Origin of the sequence: Pseudobacillus badius (assembly GCF_002189605.1) — a bacterium.
Taxonomy (GTDB): domain Bacteria; phylum Bacillota; class Bacilli; order Bacillales; family Domibacillaceae; genus Pseudobacillus; species Pseudobacillus badius.
The window spans coordinates 334,117-355,015 of record NZ_MWMM01000003.1 but is presented as its reverse complement, the minus strand read 5'-3'; the positions used below and the strand labels follow the sequence as shown (position 1 = coordinate 355,015).

Genomic DNA, 20,899 nt, shown 5'->3' with positions numbered 1-20,899 from the left:
AGGGAGAAAGCATGCAATACGATGCCGTTTTATATAGCAGAATCTTAACCGAGATGACACTCGCATTCCATATTTTATTTGCTACGATTGGAGTGGGCGTGCCAGTATTTATTGCTCTTGCCCAATGGATGGGGCTGAAGCATAATGATCCTCATTACCTGCTTTTGGCCCGTCGCTGGACGCGGGGATTTACGATTACTGTCGCAGTCGGGGTTGTGACAGGAACAGCCATCGGGCTGCAGTTAAGCTTGCTCTGGCCTTCTTTTATGGAGCAGGCCGGACAGCTGATCGCTTTGCCGCTCTTTATGGAAACGTTCGCTTTTTTCTTTGAAGCGATTTTCCTCGGCATTTATTTATATACGTGGGACCGTTTTAAAAATCCGAAAACGCACTTGCTGCTGCTTATTCCTGTCGTGATTGGCTCTTCGTTGTCCGCCTTCTTCATTACGGCAGTGAATGCCTTCATGAATACGCCGCAAGGGTTTGAAATCGTGAACGGAACGATTATGAACATTGAGCCGCTGAAAGCGATGTTTAATCCGGCCGTTCCAACAAAAGTGGGCCATGTACTCGTATCCGCTTATATGACGTCGGCCTTTATCTTAGCGGCGCTCGCTGCGTATCATCTGCTTCGCGGCAGACAGCATGTGTATTATAAAAAAGCGCTGCGGATTACATTGATTCCGGCGTTGGTTTTTTCTATCGCTACAGCGCTTGTCGGTGATTTATCCGGAAAGTTCTTGGCAGAATACCAGCCGGAAAAGCTGGCTGCCGCTGAATGGCATTTTGACACAGAGGGAGAAGCTCCCCTGCTGTTATTTGGAAAACTGGATGAAGAACAAAATGTCAGCGGAGCGATCAAAATTCCGTTTGCTTTAAGTATTTTGGCAGGGAATTTGCCGAGTACTGAGGTGATCGGGTTGAACGAATTTCCAGCGGATGAACGTCCGCCGCTTTATGTTCACTATCTGTTTGATGTGATGGTGACTCTCGGCATGCTGTTAATTGTCATCGCCTTGATTTATGCCGTCTTATCCAAATGGAAGCCAAAGAAGATGTACAATAAATGGCTGCTGCGGGCGGTGGTGCTGTCTGCACCGATGTCCTTGATTGCTATTGAAATCGGCTGGATTTTCGCGGAAGTCGGCCGTCAGCCATGGATTTTGCGCGGCTATCTGAAAACGGCTGAAGCAGCCACTGCTTCACCGCACGTCGGTACAATGCTTGTTGCCTTTGGCGCCTTGTATGTGCTTCTCGGCGTCGGAGCGGTCATTGTGCTCCGCAATATGTTTAAAAACAACCGAGCAGAAGATGAATTAGCGGCAAGGGGGGATTCACATGTCGCTTGAGTTGCTGGGCATTAGTGTATTATGGCTCTTTTTGTTTGGCTATTTGATCGTCGGTTCGATCGACTTCGGTGCCGGATTTTTCAGCCTTTACAGCGATTGGACGGGGCAAAAGCACATTCTGCACAAAATGATTCAGCGCTATTTGTCCCCGGTGTGGGAAGTCACCAATGTGTTTCTTGTATTTTTCTTTGTCGGCATTGTCGGCTTTTTTCCGAAGACTGCCTATTACTTCGGTTCTGCCTTATTAGTGCCGGCCAGTATTTCGATTATCCTGCTGGCGATCCGCGGCTCCTATTACGCGTTTGGCACTTACGGCTCAAAGGAAAATAAAGTGTACAGCTTTATATACGGAATCACCGGTGTGTTAATCCCGGCTTCCTTAACGACGGTATTAACGATTTCCGAAGGCGGTTTTCTTGCCATTGATAAGAGCGGTGTTCATTTGAAGCTGAAAGAGCTGCTGACGAGTCCTTACTCCTGGAGTGTGGTGCTCGTTTCGCTCGTAAGTGTCCTCTTTATATCGGCCGCTTTTTTAACCTATTATGCGCGCCAGGCCGAGGACAACAAGGCGGAGCAACTCGTTCGCCGCTATACACTTGGCTGGAGCATTCCTTCAGTGGCGGCGGGGGTTCTTGTCTTTTATGCACTCCGCTCGCATAATCCGGAGCATTTTGCCCGCATGGCTGATGTTTCTTGGATGTTTGTCGCATCACTCGTGTTTTTCATCACGGCCATCATCTTGTTTTACAAGCAGCGGGCTTATGGAGTGGCTTTCTTCGCCGTTGTCATGCAGTATTTCACGGCCTTTCTAGCCTATGGGATTTCCCATTATCCGTACTTGCTTTATCCGGTGCTGACCATTTACGATGGATTTACCAATAAAACGATGGCTATTTACTTGGTCGTCGCTTTCATTGCCGGGCTGCTGCTGCTGATTCCGGCGCTGTATTTGCTGCTTAAATTGTTTTTATTTAACCGTAAATACGTGAAAGGAATGGAATAGGAGGGACTGGCACATGCATCACTTTCTTATTATGTATGCCCCTGTTCTCGTTGTCGCTGCTTCACTGGCGTGCGTTTTCGCCTGGGGGGCGAAGCAGAAAAAAATGGACTGAATACTGGAGTGGTATAGATGGATTTTCTTTATTGGCTCGTCATTTTTTTAATTGGCTTTATCGGATCTTTTATTTCGGGCATGGTCGGGATCGGCGGCTCGATTATTAAATATCCGATGCTGCTGTACATTCCGCCGCTCCTTGGATTTGCGGCTTTCAGCGCCCACGAAGTATCCGGAATCAGCGCGGTGCAGGTGTTTTTTGCCACCATCGCCGGCGTGTGGGCGTACCGGAAAAGTGAGTATTTGAATAAAAAGTTAATTATTTACATGGGTGGCGCTGTTTTGCTTGGCAGCTTCGTCGGCGGTTTTGGTTCCGAAGGGCTGTCAGAAGAAGTAATTAACGTAGTATACGGCGTATTGGCCGCTTTAGCTGCCATCATGATGTTTGTGCCGAAGAAGAACCTTGATGACCGGCCGATGAGTGAAGTTGCGTTTAATGGCTGGCTGGCAGCTGTACTTGCGTTCATCGTCGGAGTTGGAGCCGGTATTGTCGGGGCGGCTGGCGCTTTTCTGCTCGTGCCGATTATGCTGGTCGTCTTGAAAATTCCGACACGAATGACGATTGCCAGTTCTTTAGCCATCACCTTCATTTCTTCGATCGGTTCAACGGCCGGGAAGCTGATGACGGGCCAGGTGCTGTTTGTGCCGGCGGTTATTATGATTATTGCCAGCATAATTGCCTCTCCTCTAGGCGCTAAAGTTGGACAGAAGATGAATACAAAAGTTTTGCAATGGCTGCTTGCTATTTTAATTGCTGCTACAGCGATTAAAATTTGGCTTGATATTTTATAAGTTTCTCCTTAAAAAAAGACGGATGCCGCCAGATTAGCTGGCGGCATCCGTCTTTTTATTTCTTATCGTTTGCCATAAATTTGGGCAAAGCAAAACTGGCGTGCAATATCTCTTCGTTGAAATATTTCGTCGTTTTTTCATAGTCTGGCTGAATAAAGGCTTGATATTTTTTAGAAGCGAGGGTAAAGCTCCACAGCCCGCCCGGATAGCTTGGAACCACGGCTGTATATTGCTTCACATGCCCAAACAGCCTGCTAAGAGAATGGAAGGTATGGTCCATGGTTTCTCTATAGAAAAACGGCGATTCACTTTGGCAAACCATCAGGCCGTCGTCTTTTAACGCCTCAAACACGTTTTTATAAAAATCAAATTCAAATAGCTCAGTGGCAGGTCCGACCGGGTCCGACGAGTCCACGATGATGATGTCAAATTCATTCTTATGCTCTTTCATATACTGAATGCCATCGGCGAACAGATAATGAACACGCTGATCATCCAGTCCGGCTGAGACGCCTGTTAAATGCTCTTTGCTTGCCCGGACAACGAGCTCATCGATTTCACAGAAATAAAGCTCTTCCACGTGTTTGTACTTGATCACTTCTCTTGCCGCGCCGCAATCACCGCCCCCGATAATTAATACTTTTTTCGGGTGCGGATGGATATGCAAAGGAACGTGTGCAATCATTTCGTTGTAAATATAGCCGTCTTTCTCAGTCGACTGCACAACCCCGTCCAGCACGAGCATTCTGCCGAAATCATAAGTGTCGAGAACCATAATGTGCTGGAAAGGAGACTGGGCTGTGAAAATGATTTCTTTGATCCGATAGCTTACTTTCAAGTTATCGCGGTCATCCTCCACGAGCCACAGTTCTCCATCAATATTTTTTATGTATTGGCTTACTTTTTCCTCATTCATGGTAATACCCCCTTATAACTTTTCGTTTCTACCGCCCATCTTATACAATCCGTTTCTTGATGTCTATGCTTTTTCGGGGTTTTCCAAGGGAGCCGTCGCTTGCAAGAATGAAAAATATCAAAAATGAAAGATATATTGCAATTTTGCAAGAAAAGAGGGAGAAAACACCTGTGGTCACTCACTAGAAAAGTAGGAGAAAAGGATGATAGCCCTTATAATCGCTAGGAATAAAAAAACTGTCGAAAATATTTTTTATTTATTTAGAAAATTTGAGGAATTGGTCTGATACTTGCTTATATAAAAGCAACTCTTAAAACGAAGAGGGAAGGGGATTAATTTATTTCCCATTAAGAGAACAAGGAGGAGTGTTAGATGGTAGAAAGATTGCCAATGGCAGATCAAGAAGAGCTTAGCAGGGAAGAAAAAAAGGATGATTTTTCACTGGAGAAAGTGCCGATAGAAGGACGGACGATGGGCTGGATGAGCATTACCAATGTCACGCTGGGAGTGGCAACAGCTATGCTCTTTATTCAGATGGGGAGCTTGATGGCTATCTCCTTTGGCGCTGTAAATGCGCTGCTGGCTGAAATCTATGCCACGATTGTCGCGGGGGTAGTAGGAATCGGTATTTGTTTTTATGCCGCGAAGTCCGGCTTGAACGTGAACTTAATGGCACGGGGCGGCGGGTTCGGTTATTTTGGCGCTTCGATTACTTCGTTGATTTATGCCTTGAATTTTATTATGTATTGCGCAATCGAAGGATCGATTATGGCCGCTGCCGTTCATGAATACATTTCGTTTGTGCCGATATGGGGCTTAATGGTGTTCTTTGGCTTAATCGTTATTCCGCTGAACTGGTTTGGCATTCGCCAGCTCGACAAATTGCAGAAATGGTCACTGCCGTTGTTTGTTCTTTTGCTTGGCTCAGGATTTTTTATCGTCTGGAAAAATTCTTCGTTCGAAGGAAACATTTGGACGTACCTTCCTGAAGGAGGAGAAGTCGGGGGAGCATCCTTGCTGGCTTGTATCGGTATCATGAACGGGCTTGTTGGGATTATGGCTTTGCTTGTTTCCGACTATGCGCGCTTCATCAAAAAAGAAGAGTTCAAGATCGGCGTGTTTGCCGTTGGATTTTTGCCGCAGCTCATTTGTTTTTTTGTCATGGGCGTCATCGGAATTTGGTTTGGCGTTCAATTGGGTGAAGAGAATCCAGGTGTTTACTTTGTGCAGATTCTTGGGATCGGCGGTGCTCTATTTACCATTTTAACGCAGCTTCGGATTAATATTACGAATTTATACAGCAGTTCACTGTCGCTCGCGAACTTTTTTGAAAACGTTTTTAAATTCAAGCCGGGCCGAAATTTCTGGGTCGTCTTTACAGCAGTGGCTGCTATCGTGTTAATGCTTGGGGGCGTGCTCGATCACTTAGGGAGCTTGCTGACTTTCCAAGGAGTCTTCCTGCTGGCTTGGGCAGCGGTGCTGCTATGCGATGCGTTCGTTGTGAAGCGGATATTGAAAATTGGCCCTAATTATTTTGAACACCGGCAAGAATACTTGTACGCCTGGAATCCGGTCGGTGTGGTTTCTTTGATTGTCTCATGCGTGATCGGTTCTCTTGCTGCCTTCGGGTATATGGGCGTCTTCCTGCAAAACGTCGCTGCCTTCTTTGCGGCTATTATCGCATTCGTTCTGACTATTGTGCTTGCTGTTGCAACGAAGGGCAAGTACTACAGCAAAAAAGCCGCTGACGACATTACAACGGATGAATACATTGCTTAACTATTCAAAAGCCGTCTCCTGCAGTCGAGGCAGCTGACAAGTAAACTCGCCAAAAAAACTGTCCGGCCGTGAACAGCCGGACAGTTTTTCTTTTTGCGGAAAGGTTTATGCACGCAATGTCTGCTTTTATGCGCGCAAACCCAGGTTTTATGCGCGCAACCGCAGACTTTATGCACGCAAACCGCACTGTTATACTCGCAGCCGGGCTGTTTATTCACAAACGGCCATTCTTTTCTAAATGACCTAGTAAAGAACATCCTCCACAGATAAAATATGTTAAATTTCCCGTGATGCTCTGTACGGTAATGGCGGAGCGTGGTACTTTATACTTAACTATTACATTATTTTAGGAGGAATTTATGAAAAAGGCAGCAGCTGTGTTGGCGGTAATGGTGTTATCTGGGTGCAACAGCGGTACGTATGACAAGGCGATGGAGCAGGGAAAGCTGGCATTGGCCGATGGAGAATTTGATAAGGCCCAGGCGTCCTTTGAGCTGGCCTTGGACGAAAAGCCAAAGAATGAGGAGGCCAAACGGCTATACGAGAATGTCAGTGATTACAATGAGGTGAAAAAAGATATAGAGGAGGCCGACTGGGAAGATGCTCTCACGAAAGCCAAAAGTCTGCTGAAAGAAGAGGACTTGGCAGCCAATATGAAGGAAGCGTTGGAGGAGTATGTGAAAACAGCAAGTGACAATGAGAAGCAGTCGGATGCTGTAGCGAAAAAGCTGGAGGAAATACAGCAGACAATCGGGGCCGGCGATTACGGTGATGCCCAAAAGTCGATTGATGAATTAAAACAGGATCAAGAGATGGAGGCAGTTTTGGCACGCTTTTCTGAAGAGGTCAATAAGATTGAGACGTCCATCAATGAGCGGATACAGCAGCAAAATGCAGCAGAGACTTTGGCAGAAAAAGAGAGAGAGCTTGCCGCGTCCTCTGTCAGCAAGAAGGATAAATATCTCCAAAAGCTTTATACCATCGAAACAGAAGTGACTGCTTTGTACTATGTGTCAGAGAATGGCACAACAGCGGAAATGAAGGAAGCCGCTGCTGCCATGTACAAAAAGTGGGATGATGCCTTAAATGAAATTTACGGCGTCTTGAAGGTGCAGCTTTCATCGGGTGAAATGAGCCAATTACGGGAGAAGCAGCGCCAATGGATCAAGTATAGAGACCGGACAGCTAAAGCCGAATCGGAAGCTTATGCAGGCGGGTCATTTGAAGCCGTCCAGTATGTCCGCACGCAGGCTGATCTGACTAGGGAAAGATGCTATGAACTGATTAATATTTACATGCAGTAGCTGACTATTTTAATGATTTACAGGAAAGATTTTCATGTTATTCTTTTTATTAGTATTTTAATATGTTACCATAGTATGGTTATGAATTTAATAAAATGTAACTATACTATAGAAAAGAGTGGGGTTTTTTGAGGATCTTGCAGACTAAATTCATGCTAATCATTAGTTTGTCTTTGGTGTTGATGAGTAGCCTTTTCATGGAAAAAGCAGAAGCGGCTTACTCCTCCAAGTGGGTAACGGCTAAGAAGCAAGTGACCGCTTATGACTTAGTAGATGGGAATCCGCTGGCGGTAGGCACGCTCCTGCCCAAGCAATTTTATGAAGTGCTAAAAGAGGACAGCTCTTATTATTATATTTCGTTTGGAAACGGAACGGCTTTTGTTAAAAAAAGCTCGGCCGTTTTGCTCGCAAGCAAAGTGCAAAAGCAGCCGCCGGCCAAGGCAGCAAGCAATACGAATGTAACTGTTATTACCAATTCAGAAGCTGTTGTGTATGACAGAATAGATAAAAAGAAAAAAGGCATCGCTATCATTAAAGGCAATATCCGTTACCCGATCGTCAGGAAATCGGGGGATTGGTATATGATTAACTTTGCCGGCCAAATGGGCTATGTGCATAAGGATAAAGTGAAAGAGGACTTGGGCATTCCGGTATTAATGTATCATCATATGGTGGAAAATCCTGAGGAAACGCCATTTGTGAACAATTCCATGGTCGTGAAAGTGGAGGAGTTCGAGAAGCAAATGGATTACCTGAAACAAAATGGCTGGCGGACTATTCTATTAGAAGAGCTGGAAAACTATTTAAACCATAATCAAAACTTGCCTGGGAAAGTAGCGGTTGTGACGTTTGACGATAATTATTTATCCACACAAAAATACGCCTATCCTATTTTAAAGAGAAATAACCAAAAGGCGGTTGTTTTCGTTATTGGCGGCAAGGTCAAAGCTTATTCCCAGCCGTGGGACCCAATGACATTACAGTATATGGGGCATAAAGAAATCAGCGAAACAGAGGATGTGTTGAACTTCCAGCACCATACACATGGCATGCATTTAAGAGAAAGGGATACACAAATTCCATACCTAGTCTCGAAAACAGCGGCTGAAATTGAAGCCGATTTAGTGAAGGGACGCGAATATATTGGCCGAGCTATGAAGGACCCGTCTTCTATTCAATATCTCGCTTATCCATGGGGACAATATGCGCCCCACACCATTGAAGGGGCCAAAGCAGCGGGCATCCGCATGGCGTTCACAACAGAGACAGGCAATGTAAAGTTCGGGGACGATCTGTACACTTTAAAAAGACAAGGCATCAGCCCGAATCATACATTAGATGACTTTATTAAAAAAATTGAAGGTACGTATTAATAAGAAGGGCGGGCTCTCCAGCGTTTAAAAGCAGGAGGGTCCGCCCTTTAGTCATAGCCTCCATTTTCTTCACATAGGATGAAGAAAACGATTTTTGCGGGAGGCTGTGAAGCAGTATGAAGGTTCAGGTAAGAAAAGGAGACACGCTTTGGGGATATAGCCAGCTGTTTCATATTCCGCTGGCCCTCATTATGGATTCAAATCCGCACGTTGACGAGAAGCAGCTAAAGCCCGGACAGGCCATTCATATTCCCGGCTTTACAGTGGATCGGCATACTGTGCAAAGGGGAGACACCGTGTGGCAGCTCGCTGCGTCCCGGGGTGTCAATGCCGGTACTTTATTGCTTTTAAATCCGCACATCGATCCCCACCAGCTGCCGGTTGGACAGACGCTGCTGATTCCGTCCAGAGTAACCAGATGTATAGTGAGCGGTAAAAAACGCTATGATTTTCAGCAGATGAGAAAGGATATGCACCAGCTGCTCGCCATTTATCCATTTATGAGGCAGCGGGAAGCCGGCCGGAGCGTGCTTGGCTTGCCGCTTTATGATATACGGATTGGCAGAGGGGAGCGCAAAGTACAGATAAATGCCGCTTTTCATGCCAATGAGTGGATTACGACGCCTGTGCTTATGAAGTTTTTAAATGAATATTTGCTTTCGCTGACGAATTATCCTGTCATGAGAGGCGTGCAGACCCTTCCTTTATATATGAATACCCAGCTGTCAGCTGTGCCGATGGTTGATCCGGATGGAGTCAATCTTGTTCTTAACGGTCCGCCCCCTGAGAGGGAGAAGGAAGTGGTGGCGATCAATAAGGGGAGTTATGATTTTTCCGGATGGAAGGCGAACATTCGCGGGGTAGATTTGAATAAGCAGTTTCCAGCTAATTGGGAGTTTGAATCAACCCGGAAGCCGACCCTTCCTTCTTCACGAGACTTTCCGGGTTACGCGCCATTATCGGAACCGGAAACGAGGGCCATGGCGGATTTAGTACGGAAGGAACGTTTTGAGAGGCTGCTGGCCTTGCACACACAAGGCAAAGAATTTTATTGGGGATATGAAGGATTGGAGCCGCCTGACTCTGAAAAGCTGGCCCAACAGTTTTCCAGAGTCAGCGGCTATAAAGCTGTCCGTTATGTAGACAGTCATTCTGGTTATAAAGACTGGTTTATTCAGGAGTTTCGCAAGCCGGGCTTCACCATTGAACTGGGGGAGGGGCAAAATCCTCTGCCGCTGTCACAGTTCGACGAAATGTATGAGGCTGCATCTAAGCTGCTTATTCATTCGTTAATATAAGCCTGAAGATACCGCTGGCTGCACAAGAAGGCGGACGGGTAGGGGTGATTTCCATTCCAGGCGCTTCGCTTTCCGCAGCACCATTCAGTCTGCAGGCAGCGCTTGATTGTTCTTTTATTCTGGCTTATAGAAGGCGTTTTTCATCATAAAGTGCTGTAAAAGGGGTTCGGAATAAGATCATTCCGAACCCCTTTTGCCGGCGAATGGAGCAGACGGGAAAAGATTGCGTCCGCTTTTGGGCCTGCCATCTAGTTATCTCTTTCTTTTTTCTTTCTCTTTGGCTGCAGCTGAGGAAAGCCTTTCACCGTCACTGCCCAGTAAAAAGTAAGAAATCACTCCTGAGAAGAGGACCGCTCCGCCGGTAATCAGAAGCCTCGTTTGCAGATCGATTTCTGAATAATCTTTATTGAGCATCCATAAGGAAATAGATCCGACGAGAATCATGATCGGAATAACAAATGTTAATTTTTTCACTGCTTCCGCTTCCTTTCAGTAAAATCCACGTATTCACTTACATAGTCTAGCACATGTTGAGCCCTGTGATGGAAGGAAAAAGGACATTGAAGGGTTTTGTTCCTCTCCTCCCGGCAGGCCCATAAAAAATTTATCCGCAGCAGTCATGTATATAAAATGGATACATAAATTAGAGTAAGAAGGGAGGAATAACAATGGCTACTCGGTTAATCAAGATTTCTGTTGTGTACTTTGCGGTGGGCGTTTTATTAGGGTATTACATGTCGATCGTCGGTTCTGATGACTTAGCGGATGTACACGTACATGTGAGTCTTCTTGGCTGGACTGCTCTTATGCTTGCGGGTATCTTATATCATCTTTTCCCAGCTCTAGCACAAACCGGATTAGCGAAAGCACACTTTTGGCTCCATAACATCGGCCTGCCTGTTATGATGATCTCCTCATTCTTGCTTGTTGTCACAAACACTACGTCCTATACGACGGGCGTTACGATCGGGTCTACCTTGACTGTACTCGGTATCTTGCTCTTTGTGATCAATATACTTGCGAACCTTCATACGAGAAGATAAAAACAGGAACAGTCCCTCTGCTGTTTGCAAACAGCGGAGGGACTGTTCTATTTCTTTGCGTTTACAGCTTCTCTTTTTTGATTTTCTCTAATAGTCTTTGGCAGCCTTCCTGAAGCAGGTCGTATGTTTCTTGGAAGTCGCCCGTATAGTAGGGATCAGGCACATCCTTTGGCTGGCTGGTTAAATCGAGCAAGCGAAGAATGTGCGGATGCTTCGGCTGGCCGAAAAGCTTCTGGATGTTTTGAATGTTGCTTGCATCCATGCCGATGATGTAATCGAAGTTTTCGGCGTCTTCTTTCATAAGCTGCCGGCCGGAAAGCCCTTCGGCGTTTACATGATAGTTTTTTAATATGTCCAGTGTTCCTTTGTGCGGCGGCGAGCCGACATGCCAGCCGCTTGTCCCGGCAGAATCAACCGCAATCTGGCTGTCGAGCCCTTCTTTCTGGACAAGGTTTCTAAAGAGGGCTTCTGCCATGGGAGAACGGCAAATGTTCCCGAGGCAAACAAACAATACATTGATCATATCGAACAACCCTTTCCGTTATCATACATAAATAGTAGCAAAACAGCTTGTTTCTGTCATTTTTTCACGCAGCGATTGCCGGCTTGTTTTGCTTTAGTATAATAAAGAAAATTTATATGAAAATACTAAATAAAAAGAGAATTATGTCGAAATATAGAAAGGTAAGCAATTAATAAGGAGCAGGTGATGGAGTTGTTTCGATCCATTCGGGTAAAGGTCATTAGTACCGTAATGATCATTTTTATTGCGGCGATTATCGCTATGATCTCTGTTGCAAGCGGACAAATTACAAAGAAAACAGAGAGCAGTGTAACAAGGCAAAGCAGGGCGCTCATTTCGGAAATGGAAAGCAGCATCAGCTATTTTCTTGGGCAGTATGAAAGAAATATGTATACGATGGCAGATTCAAAGGTGGTCAAGGAATATACGAATTATTATTCTGAAAAAGATCCTAAAAAAGCCCAGCTGCTTTCAAAAGAGATAGAAGACGCCTTCACTTCCTTGACGAAGCAGTACAAAGAGGCTTCTTTTATTTACTTGGCTTTTCCGACCAAGCAAATGAAGATGGTGCCGTTTGCGGAGTTTGAAGAAGGATTTGATCCGACGACAAGAGTCTGGTATCAAATGGCTGCAAAAGATCCCGGAAAGGTTCACTGGTCTAAGCCGTTTGTAGATGTTATTTCTGGTGAACAGGTGATTTCTGTCTCTAAAGCTATTGTGAAAGACGGGAAAGTAGCCGGGGTGCTGGGTGCGGATATTAAATTGACGGCCATTTCAGAAAAAATTTCCAAAAGCCAGTTGGGCTATAAAGGCTTTCCTTTTATATTAGATGCTGATGGGGTGGCGCTTGTCCATCCGAGTGAGCAAGGAAAAAAGCTGATAGACGAGCCTTTCGTGAAGGAGATGTACAATTCGGGAGAGACCGAGGGTGTAATCCATTATGAACAAAAGGGAGAGAAGAAGGTGAATGTGTACCGCACCCTCCCTGGCGTTGGATGGAAAATAGGAGCCGCTTATTCAGAAAAAGAGCTGGGCAGCACGGCCCAAGAGCTTCAGCGGATGTTTATATGGATAGCATTACTGACAATGACAGCGGCTTTTGTTCTTCTTTTCTTTCTCCTAAAGCGCATCATTGACCCGATCCAAACATTGAAGCAAGCGATGGACCAGGTGGCTGAAGGAGATCTGACTGTTCGTTCAGAGGTGGACTCCCGGGATGAAATCGGCCAGCTGTCAAATAACTTTAATTTAATGGTCAATAACATGGCAGATCTTCTTTCCGTTATGCGCTCTTCTGTATCAGACGTTCGCCGGTCAGCCGAGAGCTTAAGTGCGGTGGCCGAGGAGACGAATGCGGTGAGCGAGCAGGTGGCAACAGCGGTGAATGAAATTGCGGCCGGTGCGGCAAAGTCTGCGGAGGATGCAGAAGATGTGAATGAAAACTCCGAGCGCTTAGGGAGCCAAATGCAGCTTATTTATGAAAAATCAAGCATGATGGCTCAGACCGCTGTTCGAGCCGATCAAATGAATGCGAGCGGACGTGAACAGATAGAGAAGCTGAAGGACTCATTTGATAGCTGGAAACAGAGCTTGCAATCAATGGTAGAAACTATTTCACAGTTAGATGGAAAGGTGGGGGCAATCGGCCAGGTAATGGAGACGATTACCGAAGTATCGGCCCAGACCAATCTATTGGCTCTAAATGCCAGTATTGAGGCAGCGAGGGCCGGGGAGCATGGCAAAGGATTTGCTGTGGTTGCAGAAGAGGTCCGGAAGCTGGCGGAGCAGTCAACTCGGGCAACAGAACAAGTAAAAACAACGGTAGGAGAACTGCAGATGGGTTCTCAGCAAGTAGCTAAGCAAATGCTGGAAACGAAAGACACCTTCCAGTCTCAGGAGGAAGTCGTGCATCATACAGATGTGACATTTGCTGAGCTGTCAAAGCTAATGAATGAACTGCAGCAATCGATTGAATCCGTCTATACGGAAGTGCAAGAAGCGACTGCCTACAAGAAGGAGGTCAGCCAAACGATTCAGACGATGGCGGCTACCTCAGAAGAAACAGCGGCAGCCTGCGAAGAGGTCGACGCTTCCACAACAGAGCAGCTGCGTGCGATTCAATCCGTTGCCCAGTCTGCTGAGCAGCTGGCTGATTTGGGCCAGCAGCTGCAGCAATCTGTCAATCAGTTTAAGGTATAACAGCGATCCCTTGCTGCTGCAGCAAGGGATCGTTCTTTTTTAATTGGACAGGCTGTGTTCAAAGTAACTGAGACAGTTGGCGGTCCGTTCTCTCTGCCGGTTAAAGATGTAAAGTGAACAGGATAGCGGGAGCTCCATTCCATTTTTAAAAGCAACAATCAATTGTCCATTTCTTACAAAGCAAGTATGAATCTGGTGCGGAAGAATCCATATGCAGCCATAATTATCTGGTGATGTGGTTGGAAAAGCGCAGAGGCGTTCTTGGAGGCAAATGATCAGCGGTGTTTTTTTACGATACGGAAAGCGCTGGCGTATCGCTTTAATGCGGCCTTCATAGGTGGAAATCCTTTCGATGCAAGCTTCATTCAGAAGCAAGCGGACAGTCTGCTTCGTGCAGTACATTCCGTTTTTGTCGTAAATGATGGTGTTATAATCTTGATGATATTCTTCCATAAGCGCCATCGTATCAGTGGTAATCCGATAATTTTCTACAAATTTCATGCTTATTTATGTCCCCCTTTTCTTCATACGTTTACATTGTAGCAATGATAGTTCATAGTTACTAGGAGTAAAATACTAAATATTAAAAATATTTTATTTTTTTTAATTTTAGAACCGAATCGTTCCTTGTCGATGTTTGGCGAGTTTCTATAGAACAAACTAAATTTATATGTTCTTTTTTTAGCTTTTCTTTATTTCTAGTCTAAAGAAGAGATAACTAAGGTAAAGGCATCAGCTCTTTATTCAAAGGCCGGATTAAAGAGTATGCTTGCTTAAGCATCGGCTGCATCCTGGCATGAACAGGTGAGACATCAGCTTTAAATAACTGCCGTTCTTACCCAAAAACACTTCAGCCGTAAAATCGGCTGAAGTGTTTGTTCTTTTATTGGCTGAGCGGCACATATTTCTTTAAGCTGGCTGCGGACACAGGATGAGCCTGTGCACTCTTTGCTTCCGCTCCATTATCCTGAAAGATATAAAAGCTTTTTCGAGAGCTCATCGTTACAATCATTCCGTCTGTCGTCGAGAAGACTTCTGCTCCATGTGCCTTCAGATTAGCTGTCACCGTTTCATCAGGGAAGCCTGCCCGTCCATCGGTTGAGAAAATAGCCATAATAGGGTCAACGGCTTTTATAAATGAAGGAGAAGTCGCTTCTCCCGCTCCGTTTTTAGCTGTTTTTAAAATATCCGCCTGGACATCTTGCTTGGACATCAATTGCGTCTCTGCTGCTGCTCCAATTTCAGAGGTCAGCAAGTAACGGATATCTCCGTAAGTGATGCGAATAACAACTGAGCCATCGTCCATATTGGCTGCAAGGCTGTCAGCATGAAGCACATCTACGCTGACTTGATGATCAGGGGAAAGGTGCTGGCCTGTTTTGACTGCTTGGCGCGTGATTTTTTTGGCTTCGGCTGCTTGGACGTATTCTTTATATGGTGCGCTTGTTCCCGGCAGGCCGGAGTCGAATAATTTTTCGACATGCAGATTATTAATGACATAATCTGCACCGCCCGTATGACCGTCTCCGGGATGGGTGATAACAAGAGTATGGATTTTTTCAATCTCAAGTGCAGCCAGTTCCCGCTGGATGGCTTCTTCAGACGCCCCGGCATCAATGAGCATCGTCTCGCCGTTAGGGAATTCAACTAACGTAGCATCTCCCTGCCCGACATTTAAAAAGCTGACAGAAAAATTGGGAGTCTCATGGCCGGGAATAAAAAATGGATTGACTGCCCGCGCCATAAAGGCAGCAAACTGCTCTCTCTTTAATACGAGACCAGGCTTGTAAGTGTTGTCTTCGTAACCCGCAGCAATCCCGGCAGCCACCATTTTCTTAATATAAGGATAGGCGGCCATTTTAGAATGAACGTCAGAAAAGTTAATCGTTTCCTCAGCCTTCAATTCAAAGGCTCTTGATAACAATATCGCCATTTCGCCCCGTGTGACAAATTGAGATGGGCGGAAGGTTCCGTCCGGAAAGCCGGAGATAATTCCTCTGTCTACGGCCGAGGCAATGTAGCCAGAGGCGGTATTGGTAGAGCTCACGTCTTTAAATTTTGTTTTGCGTTTGGTGCCATCAAGCTCAAGGGCTTTCCCGATAATAATGGCAGCCGCCCCTCGGGTGACTTCCTGTCCCGGTTTAAACTTCCCATCCGGAAAGCCGCTGATTATGCCTTCATCCGCTAAGAAAAGAATTTCGTCATAGAAGCGATTGTTCGTCGTCACATCGGTAAATTGAGCTGCCTTAGCGAAAGGGATAAATAAGCTAAAGCCTACAATAAAGGCGCAAACTGAGATCCAAATTTTTTTCAATGATATAATTCTCCTTTCCATATTCGGCTAACGATAGTAATGTTAGCCCATTTTTACAAAAAAAAACAGAGGTTAATAGGTTAAAAGCCAAATGATAAGAAGATCTCTGCGGACGGGAATACGAGCAATGAATGTATAAAGAGAGAGGATTGTTTGCATGCTAGGCGTAACAGGGAATCAGGAAACAGCAAAGGAGGGGAGAGCCTTGAAAACGAAAAGCAACGTCTTTCCGAAAGGCAAGGTTTTCTGGATGCTTGGTTATATGGCTGTTCTCAGCGTTATAGCTGCTCGTGGAGAGTAAAGGCAGGACGGGAAAGATCAGCCCGTCTTGCCTGCAAGTCTTTACTGCGTTGGTCAGTGTGAAGTCCACATGGATTCTAATGAGTCTATCAGGCAATCTGCTGCTTCCTCCGCCGTTTTTCCATCGACAGTCAAAGTCCAGTGATTTTCTTGATAGGCTGCTTTTCTTTGGAGGAACAGTTCTTCTACTTCCTTTAAGTCTTTTCCGCGCAGAACCGGGCGGGTGTCAATTAACAGATCCAATCTTTCCTTCCAATGCTCCCAGGAAATATCTACATAAACGACCATACAATTCGCCAGGCAGATTTCCCGTACTTCCGGCTGTGTAAAGGCGCCTCCGCCCAGAGAAATAACTTTCAGTGGCTGCTCGCAAAAAGAGCGGATGGTTTGTTTTTCAATTTCCCGGAACTTGTTTTCGCCATGCTCGGCAAATATTTCATTAATAGACAGGCCGTATTCTTCTTCGATGACCTCATCAATATCAATGAATGTCCGGTTCAGTTTTTCGGCAACAAGGGAGCCGATCGTTGTTTTGCCGGCGCCCATAAAGCCGGTTAAGACAATGCTTTGTTCTTTTGATAATCGCGGTACGTTGCTCACTGCATACACTCTTTCTATTCATTTATTTGTTTCAGTATAGTACAGCCGGTTACGAGGGTAAACTTTTTTTGGAAACTTAAACATCAATGGAGAAAAATTGAAAGAAATACTGCTAGATGATCAGGCAAAAAGCTTCGTCTTCCTTTCATGAAAAGATCCTAACAAGTCTGTTTTCAAAACGCAAAAGTTGTTATGGGAAATAGATAGTATGCGAGAGAAAAAGATGGTAGAATACAAAGGCGGCCTATTAAATATGAGGTCAATATTTGTAAAAGATTAGCTTGTTTTTGTGATATAATGGAAAAGGTGCGTTTTGTACATAGGCTTGGTTTTCAGAGGTTTATTATGTGGTGTGAACGATTGAAAATAGGATAGCGCGCTGCAACCAGTTTTTATGCTATTTTAACCGCTTATAGAAGAGGAAATTGAAAGGGAAGAGGAACAGATCAACATGCTGAATTGGAAGACTTTTTTGCTGCTGCTTATATTCTTGGTTTTGCAGCCGGTTATTGACGTAATGACCACGGCATCGCTTATGATTTTTAACCTGAATCTTACAGTAGGAGTGATCGTTCGCGTACTGTATATGGCGATCATCTTACTGTTAATGCTGAAATTGGCGTTCTCTAGCCGGCTGGCAAAAAAATACATTTTCTATTTAGTTGGGCTAGCTGTTGTTATAGGAATTAATATTGCAGTCAATATGAATGTGAAAGATCCGTACTTTTTATTTAAAGAATTAAAGTTCTATAATAAAGTCATTTACTTTCCCATCCTATTTTTAGGTTTCAATCTGTTGTACTTGCAATTGAAGAAAAACCGCGTGCCATTCATGGAGAAAACAACAACATACTTCTTATATTCTTCACTCATTATTAGCGCCGTGTTTATCGTATCATTTTTAACTGGCACAAGCTTATCCAATTACTCTCATACAAAAATCGGTTTTACGGGCTGGTTCTTTGCCGGGAATGAAATTGGCGCAATTATGGCGATCATTTTGCCCATCACTGCCGTTTATGCGATTGAGAAAACAGAGTCTCTTAAAAGAAGCCATTATTGGATTCCCTTCATCTTATTGTCCATTTCCATGCTATTCCTTGGTACGAAGGTAGGGTATGGAGGGATCGTTATCGTTTTGGCAGCTGCTTGCATCTCCCTTTTGATTATTTACTTAACAAAGGAACGGACGAAAAAAACAAGGGCGAATATGCTGGTTGCTCTGCTGCTGCTTGCAGCTTTGGCGGTTTCTACTCCATTTACGCCGGTTTTCAATAATATGTACGCTCATTTGGGGCTTTTAAACATTGATTTAAGCAAAGAAAAGCCGAGCAAGGAAGTGCCGGAAAATTCGGAGGAAGAGCCTGAAGAAGTGAAAGAAGAACCGAAAATTACTGAAGAACAATTCCAAAACTTAGTTTTCAGCAGCCGTGAAAAGTATTTAGCTGATTTCAAGCAGGACTTTGCGGATGCACCTGTTCTTCAAAAAATGTTTGGTATGGGCTTCGCAGGGAACTATGATATGCCTGAACCTGGGAAAGAGCCGAAGATGATCGAGATGGATTTCTATGATCTATTTTTCTCGCTCGGCATTATTGGCTTCTTATACTTGATAGCGCCGATGCTTTATTATGCTGTCCGTTTTATGATCTATTTTGTCACTCAAATAAAAGAAACCTTCAATATTCCATATATCATGTACGGTGTAGGCTTCATCTTAGCTGCAGGGATTGGAGCAACAGCAGGACATGTCTTTACGGCGCCGGCAGTTTCTATTTATGTTGCCGCTATTATGTCTGTGCTGATGGTGGACAGCCGAACTGTTGATGACCATTAAACAAGTGAATCAAGGCATGAATGAAAGAGCGGGGGCGGTTCCCCGCTCTTTTTCAATTGTGGCGTCCCTCCATTTTCCATGCTTGAAAAAGAGTGTCCGGATTGTTTATGATGTGGAGACAACAAGGAGGTGGATGCATGTCTGTTGTGGGATTCATCCAGCGGGTGCTGGCGCGCTTTTTCGCTGAACAGTTTTTTGATCGTGCGGCCCAGACAGCCTATTATTTACTTTTGTCCGTCGTTCCTTTTCTCATTTTTATGCTTTCCTTAGTCAGCTTCTTTCCTATAGAGGAAAAGGATGTATTAAGTGTGATCCAGCCGTATGCCCCGGCCAATACATATGAAATTATTCATGAAAATGTGGAGTCTGTTTTGGAAAAAGGAAAGGGTCATCTCATTTCTATCAGTTTTTTCTCGACCTTTTGGTTATCCTCTATGGCGATCCAGTCACTGGTCCGTTCATTAAATGAAGCCTACCGGATTAAGCGCCCTCTTTCCTTTTTTAAAGGGATGATCAGGGACTTAGGGGTCACGTTGATTTTTATGTTTCTTGTTCCCGTTTCTTTAATTGTGCCGCTGGCTGAGCGGCTTTTGCGTTTGCTGATTTCCGCAGAGGTTATCAGCTCCATTGAAGCGGCTACCCCGTTTTTGACTACCTGGACAGCGGTCAAATGGGGGTTGGGCACGTTATTTTTATTTGGCTTCTTTATTTTGTTTTATAAAATTCTTCCCAGCGGAAAGCAAAAGACAAGCTCTGTGATAGCAGGTGCCATTTTTGCTGCCGTCAGCTGGCAGGTGATGTCAGTCGTTTTCGGCGAATATGCAGCCGCTGTCAACTATACACGCATCTATGGGCAGCTTGCCGGAATTGTGATTCTTACTTTGTGGTTTTACTTAACAGCCATTGTTCTTCTGCTTGGAGGGCTCATTAATGCTGAGCTTTCGCCAGATAAAACGGCTCGTGGAGGCAAGCGGGACAAAGAAAAAAGGTGACACCGAAAAGTCGTTGGAAAACGGCCTTTCGGGTCACCTTTTTATTCATTATTGATAGTATTTCCACTTATGCTCGTAGCCGAGGGAAATGTTGTTTAAGTTTACTTTATTTTTGATTTCGCTAGCTGAGAAATAGAAGGCAACAGCTTTTTTCTGATTAGGATTGACTGTCACATTTTTAAATTCTCTCGGTAGGCTTGTTTTTGCAACAAGAGTAGTTCCTGCATAAAGATCGTACTTGCCTTGGATGTTGAATACTTGATTGCGTGTGTTGTTATACAGCATTAAATCCATTTTTAAACGTCCATCTGACAGATACTGAACTTTTTGAATTTCTACTTGGACACCTGTGCGGTAGCGCGGTTCAAGAGCGCGGGCGATAAAGACAGAGAACTCTGTGCGGTTGATCGTTTTATTTGGCATGAAATAGCCGTTGCTGCCGCCAGCAATTCCGGCACTGCCAAGAGTAGTGACATATTTATAGAAGGGGTCACTGCTTTTTACGTCTTTAAAAGTCACAAGGTAAGAATAATCGAAATCAAAGCCTTCCGTAATGATCTTCGCCATGTGAGAACGCTTTAGTTTGCCGCTTGGATTAAAGTATTTTGCTTTGCTGAAAACACCGTATTTTGTTAAGACCGCGATTTCATCATAAGCAGGATGAGTCATTGGAATATCTCTGAAGCCTGGATTTGGAGCGGATTCGTTTTCAATCCCTAGCGCTCTCGCTAAGATAATAGCCGCATGGTCACGCTTAATCGGATCATTTACACCAAATTTTCCATTTTTATAGCCGGAGATAATGCCGTTTTGCACAAGATAATCAATTTCATCTTTTGCCCAGAACGTTTTTGGTACATCGCTGAATGTTGCTGCTTTTGTTGCGTTTGCCGCCTTTGTTTCACTGGCAATGGAAGTTTTGCCTGTGGAGCTTCCTTCTACATCTGCTGCTGATGCCATATTGGCAGCCGGCATTAGAAGTGCTAGTGATAACAAAGAGGCTGTTAGAAATTTCACTGCTTTTTTCAATCCTTACACCCCATTTGTCTTATAATCTGATTGATTCCATACATATTTTAGCAGAGACCCCATTTTTTGAGTATCTTCTTTCGTAAAATGAGCCATTAACACTAAGTCTGCAAATTTAGAATTGAATAAAAAGT

Annotated in this window: 19 protein-coding genes; 12 read left to right on the top strand and 7 right to left on the bottom strand. The window is 44.7% G+C overall.

Going from position 1 to position 20,899, the window contains the following annotated elements:
- Window positions 1-11: 11 nt before the first annotated feature.
- From B1A98_RS07960 to B1A98_RS07950, 4 genes are read left to right on the top strand one after another with little or no spacing between them, the layout of a single operon-like run.
- Window positions 12-1,349, top strand: coding sequence for a cytochrome ubiquinol oxidase subunit I (locus B1A98_RS07960; RefSeq protein ID WP_063384596.1), 1,338 nt, complete (start codon window positions 12-14; stop codon window positions 1,347-1,349).
- The gene (locus B1A98_RS07955; protein WP_063384597.1) at window positions 1,339-2,352 is read left to right on the top strand and encodes a cytochrome d ubiquinol oxidase subunit II; all 1,014 of its coding nucleotides are present in this window, start codon (window positions 1,339-1,341) and stop codon (window positions 2,350-2,352) included. Before B1A98_RS07960 ends, B1A98_RS07955 begins: the two co-directional genes overlap by 11 nt.
- 13 nt (window positions 2,353-2,365) lie before the next feature.
- Window positions 2,366-2,464: a cytochrome bd oxidase small subunit CydS family protein gene (gene cydS / locus B1A98_RS21005; RefSeq protein WP_412674649.1), complete on the top strand. Its 99-nt coding sequence runs from the start codon at window positions 2,366-2,368 to the stop codon at window positions 2,462-2,464.
- 17 nt (window positions 2,465-2,481) lie between these two features.
- Window positions 2,482-3,258 carry a sulfite exporter TauE/SafE family protein gene (locus B1A98_RS07950; protein WP_063384598.1) on the top strand — a complete coding sequence of 259 codons (777 nt, stop codon included), beginning with the start codon at window positions 2,482-2,484 and terminating at the stop codon, window positions 3,256-3,258.
- A 55-nt stretch (window positions 3,259-3,313) separates the two neighbouring features.
- Here B1A98_RS07950 and speE read toward each other — a convergent pair whose 3' ends face one another.
- Window positions 3,314-4,174 (bottom strand): polyamine aminopropyltransferase, encoded by an 861-nt coding sequence (speE, locus tag B1A98_RS07945; RefSeq protein WP_063384599.1) that lies wholly within the window; start codon window positions 4,172-4,174, stop codon window positions 3,314-3,316.
- 372 nt (window positions 4,175-4,546) lie between these two features.
- Between speE and B1A98_RS07940 the strand changes: the two genes are divergently transcribed.
- From B1A98_RS07940 to B1A98_RS07925, 4 genes are all read left to right on the top strand, one after another.
- Window positions 4,547-5,953, top strand: coding sequence for a purine-cytosine permease family protein (locus B1A98_RS07940; protein ID WP_063384600.1), 1,407 nt, complete (start codon window positions 4,547-4,549; stop codon window positions 5,951-5,953).
- 359 nt (window positions 5,954-6,312) lie between these two features.
- Window positions 6,313-7,257 carry a lysozyme inhibitor LprI family protein gene (locus B1A98_RS07935; RefSeq protein WP_063384601.1) on the top strand — a complete coding sequence of 315 codons (945 nt, stop codon included), beginning with the start codon at window positions 6,313-6,315 and terminating at the stop codon, window positions 7,255-7,257.
- 197 nt (window positions 7,258-7,454) lie between these two features.
- A complete protein-coding gene (locus tag B1A98_RS07930; RefSeq protein ID WP_063384602.1) occupies window positions 7,455-8,630 on the top strand; it encodes a polysaccharide deacetylase family protein in 1,176 nt (391 codons plus the stop codon).
- A gap of 116 nt (window positions 8,631-8,746) precedes the next feature.
- Complete coding sequence (locus B1A98_RS07925) at window positions 8,747-9,928, top strand: M14 family metallopeptidase (RefSeq protein ID WP_063384603.1); 1,182 nt, start codon at window positions 8,747-8,749, stop codon at window positions 9,926-9,928.
- Window positions 9,929-10,180: 252 nt separating this feature from the next.
- Here the strand turns inward: B1A98_RS07925 and B1A98_RS07920 are convergent, their stop codons facing one another.
- Window positions 10,181-10,402: a hypothetical protein gene (locus B1A98_RS07920; protein WP_223662172.1), complete on the bottom strand. Its 222-nt coding sequence runs from the start codon at window positions 10,400-10,402 to the stop codon at window positions 10,181-10,183.
- A 194-nt stretch (window positions 10,403-10,596) separates the two neighbouring features.
- On the opposite strand from B1A98_RS07920, the gene B1A98_RS07915 reads away from it, so the two are divergent.
- Complete coding sequence (locus B1A98_RS07915) at window positions 10,597-10,971, top strand: hypothetical protein (protein ID WP_063384604.1); 375 nt, start codon at window positions 10,597-10,599, stop codon at window positions 10,969-10,971.
- A gap of 61 nt (window positions 10,972-11,032) precedes the next feature.
- Here the strand turns inward: B1A98_RS07915 and B1A98_RS07910 are convergent, their stop codons facing one another.
- Entirely contained in the window at window positions 11,033-11,494 is a 462-nt protein-coding gene (locus B1A98_RS07910; RefSeq protein ID WP_063384605.1) for a low molecular weight protein-tyrosine-phosphatase, read from the bottom strand.
- Between the two features lie 186 nt (window positions 11,495-11,680).
- On the opposite strand from B1A98_RS07910, the gene B1A98_RS07905 reads away from it, so the two are divergent.
- The gene (locus B1A98_RS07905; protein ID WP_063384606.1) at window positions 11,681-13,693 is read left to right on the top strand and encodes a methyl-accepting chemotaxis protein; all 2,013 of its coding nucleotides are present in this window, start codon (window positions 11,681-11,683) and stop codon (window positions 13,691-13,693) included.
- A gap of 39 nt (window positions 13,694-13,732) precedes the next feature.
- On the opposite strand, the gene B1A98_RS07900 is transcribed toward B1A98_RS07905, so the two are convergent.
- The 3 genes from B1A98_RS07900 to B1A98_RS07890 all read right to left on the bottom strand — a co-directional run bounded on the left by B1A98_RS07900 (window position 13,733) and on the right by B1A98_RS07890 (window position 16,853).
- Window positions 13,733-14,194: a competence protein ComK gene (locus tag B1A98_RS07900; protein ID WP_063384607.1), complete on the bottom strand. Its 462-nt coding sequence runs from the start codon at window positions 14,192-14,194 to the stop codon at window positions 13,733-13,735.
- Between the two features lie 382 nt (window positions 14,195-14,576).
- On the bottom strand, window positions 14,577-16,007 hold the full coding sequence (locus B1A98_RS07895; RefSeq protein ID WP_063384608.1) for an S-layer homology domain-containing protein: 1,431 nt from the start codon (window positions 16,005-16,007) through the stop codon (window positions 14,577-14,579).
- A 354-nt stretch (window positions 16,008-16,361) separates the two neighbouring features.
- Window positions 16,362-16,853 carry a shikimate kinase gene (locus B1A98_RS07890; protein WP_063384864.1) on the bottom strand — a complete coding sequence of 164 codons (492 nt, stop codon included), beginning with the start codon at window positions 16,851-16,853 and terminating at the stop codon, window positions 16,362-16,364.
- A gap of 505 nt (window positions 16,854-17,358) precedes the next feature.
- On the opposite strand from B1A98_RS07890, the gene B1A98_RS07885 reads away from it, so the two are divergent.
- Both B1A98_RS07885 and B1A98_RS07880 read left to right on the top strand, forming a co-directional pair.
- A complete protein-coding gene (locus B1A98_RS07885; protein ID WP_063384609.1) occupies window positions 17,359-18,744 on the top strand; it encodes an O-antigen ligase family protein in 1,386 nt (461 codons plus the stop codon).
- Window positions 18,745-18,881: 137 nt separating this feature from the next.
- Entirely contained in the window at window positions 18,882-19,736 is an 855-nt protein-coding gene (locus B1A98_RS07880; protein WP_063384610.1) for a YihY/virulence factor BrkB family protein, read from the top strand.
- Window positions 19,737-19,784: 48 nt separating this feature from the next.
- On the opposite strand, the gene B1A98_RS07875 is transcribed toward B1A98_RS07880, so the two are convergent.
- Window positions 19,785-20,765: an S-layer homology domain-containing protein gene (locus tag B1A98_RS07875; RefSeq protein ID WP_063384611.1), complete on the bottom strand. Its 981-nt coding sequence runs from the start codon at window positions 20,763-20,765 to the stop codon at window positions 19,785-19,787.
- Between the last annotated feature and the right edge of the window lie 134 nt (window positions 20,766-20,899).

What these genes read in the sequence shown, in the direction of transcription:
- B1A98_RS07915 (WP_063384604.1), top strand. Translation starts at nt 10,597, where the DNA reads ATGGCTACTCGGTTAATCAAGATTTCTGTTGTGTACTTTGCGGTGGGC.
- cydS (WP_412674649.1), top strand. Translation starts at nt 2,366, where the DNA reads ATGCATCACTTTCTTATTATGTATGCCCCTGTTCTCGTTGTCGCTGCT.
- speE (WP_063384599.1), bottom strand. Translation starts at nt 4,174, where the DNA reads ATGAATGAGGAAAAAGTAAGCCAATACATAAAAAATATTGATGGAGAA.
- B1A98_RS07880 (WP_063384610.1), top strand. Translation starts at nt 18,882, where the DNA reads ATGTCTGTTGTGGGATTCATCCAGCGGGTGCTGGCGCGCTTTTTCGCT.
- B1A98_RS07935 (WP_063384601.1), top strand. Translation starts at nt 6,313, where the DNA reads ATGAAAAAGGCAGCAGCTGTGTTGGCGGTAATGGTGTTATCTGGGTGC.
- B1A98_RS07905 (WP_063384606.1), top strand. Translation starts at nt 11,681, where the DNA reads ATGGAGTTGTTTCGATCCATTCGGGTAAAGGTCATTAGTACCGTAATG.
- B1A98_RS07910 (WP_063384605.1), bottom strand. Translation starts at nt 11,494, where the DNA reads ATGATCAATGTATTGTTTGTTTGCCTCGGGAACATTTGCCGTTCTCCC.
- B1A98_RS07925 (WP_063384603.1), top strand. Translation starts at nt 8,747, where the DNA reads ATGAAGGTTCAGGTAAGAAAAGGAGACACGCTTTGGGGATATAGCCAG.
- B1A98_RS07950 (WP_063384598.1), top strand. Translation starts at nt 2,482, where the DNA reads ATGGATTTTCTTTATTGGCTCGTCATTTTTTTAATTGGCTTTATCGGA.
- B1A98_RS07900 (WP_063384607.1), bottom strand. Translation starts at nt 14,194, where the DNA reads ATGAAATTTGTAGAAAATTATCGGATTACCACTGATACGATGGCGCTT.
- B1A98_RS07885 (WP_063384609.1), top strand. Translation starts at nt 17,359, where the DNA reads ATGCTGAATTGGAAGACTTTTTTGCTGCTGCTTATATTCTTGGTTTTG.
- B1A98_RS07930 (WP_063384602.1), top strand. Translation starts at nt 7,455, where the DNA reads ATGGAAAAAGCAGAAGCGGCTTACTCCTCCAAGTGGGTAACGGCTAAG.
- B1A98_RS07960 (WP_063384596.1), top strand. Translation starts at nt 12, where the DNA reads ATGCAATACGATGCCGTTTTATATAGCAGAATCTTAACCGAGATGACA.
- B1A98_RS07890 (WP_063384864.1), bottom strand. Translation starts at nt 16,853, where the DNA reads ATGGGCGCCGGCAAAACAACGATCGGCTCCCTTGTTGCCGAAAAACTG.
- B1A98_RS07940 (WP_063384600.1), top strand. Translation starts at nt 4,547, where the DNA reads ATGGTAGAAAGATTGCCAATGGCAGATCAAGAAGAGCTTAGCAGGGAA.
- B1A98_RS07955 (WP_063384597.1), top strand. Translation starts at nt 1,339, where the DNA reads ATGTCGCTTGAGTTGCTGGGCATTAGTGTATTATGGCTCTTTTTGTTT.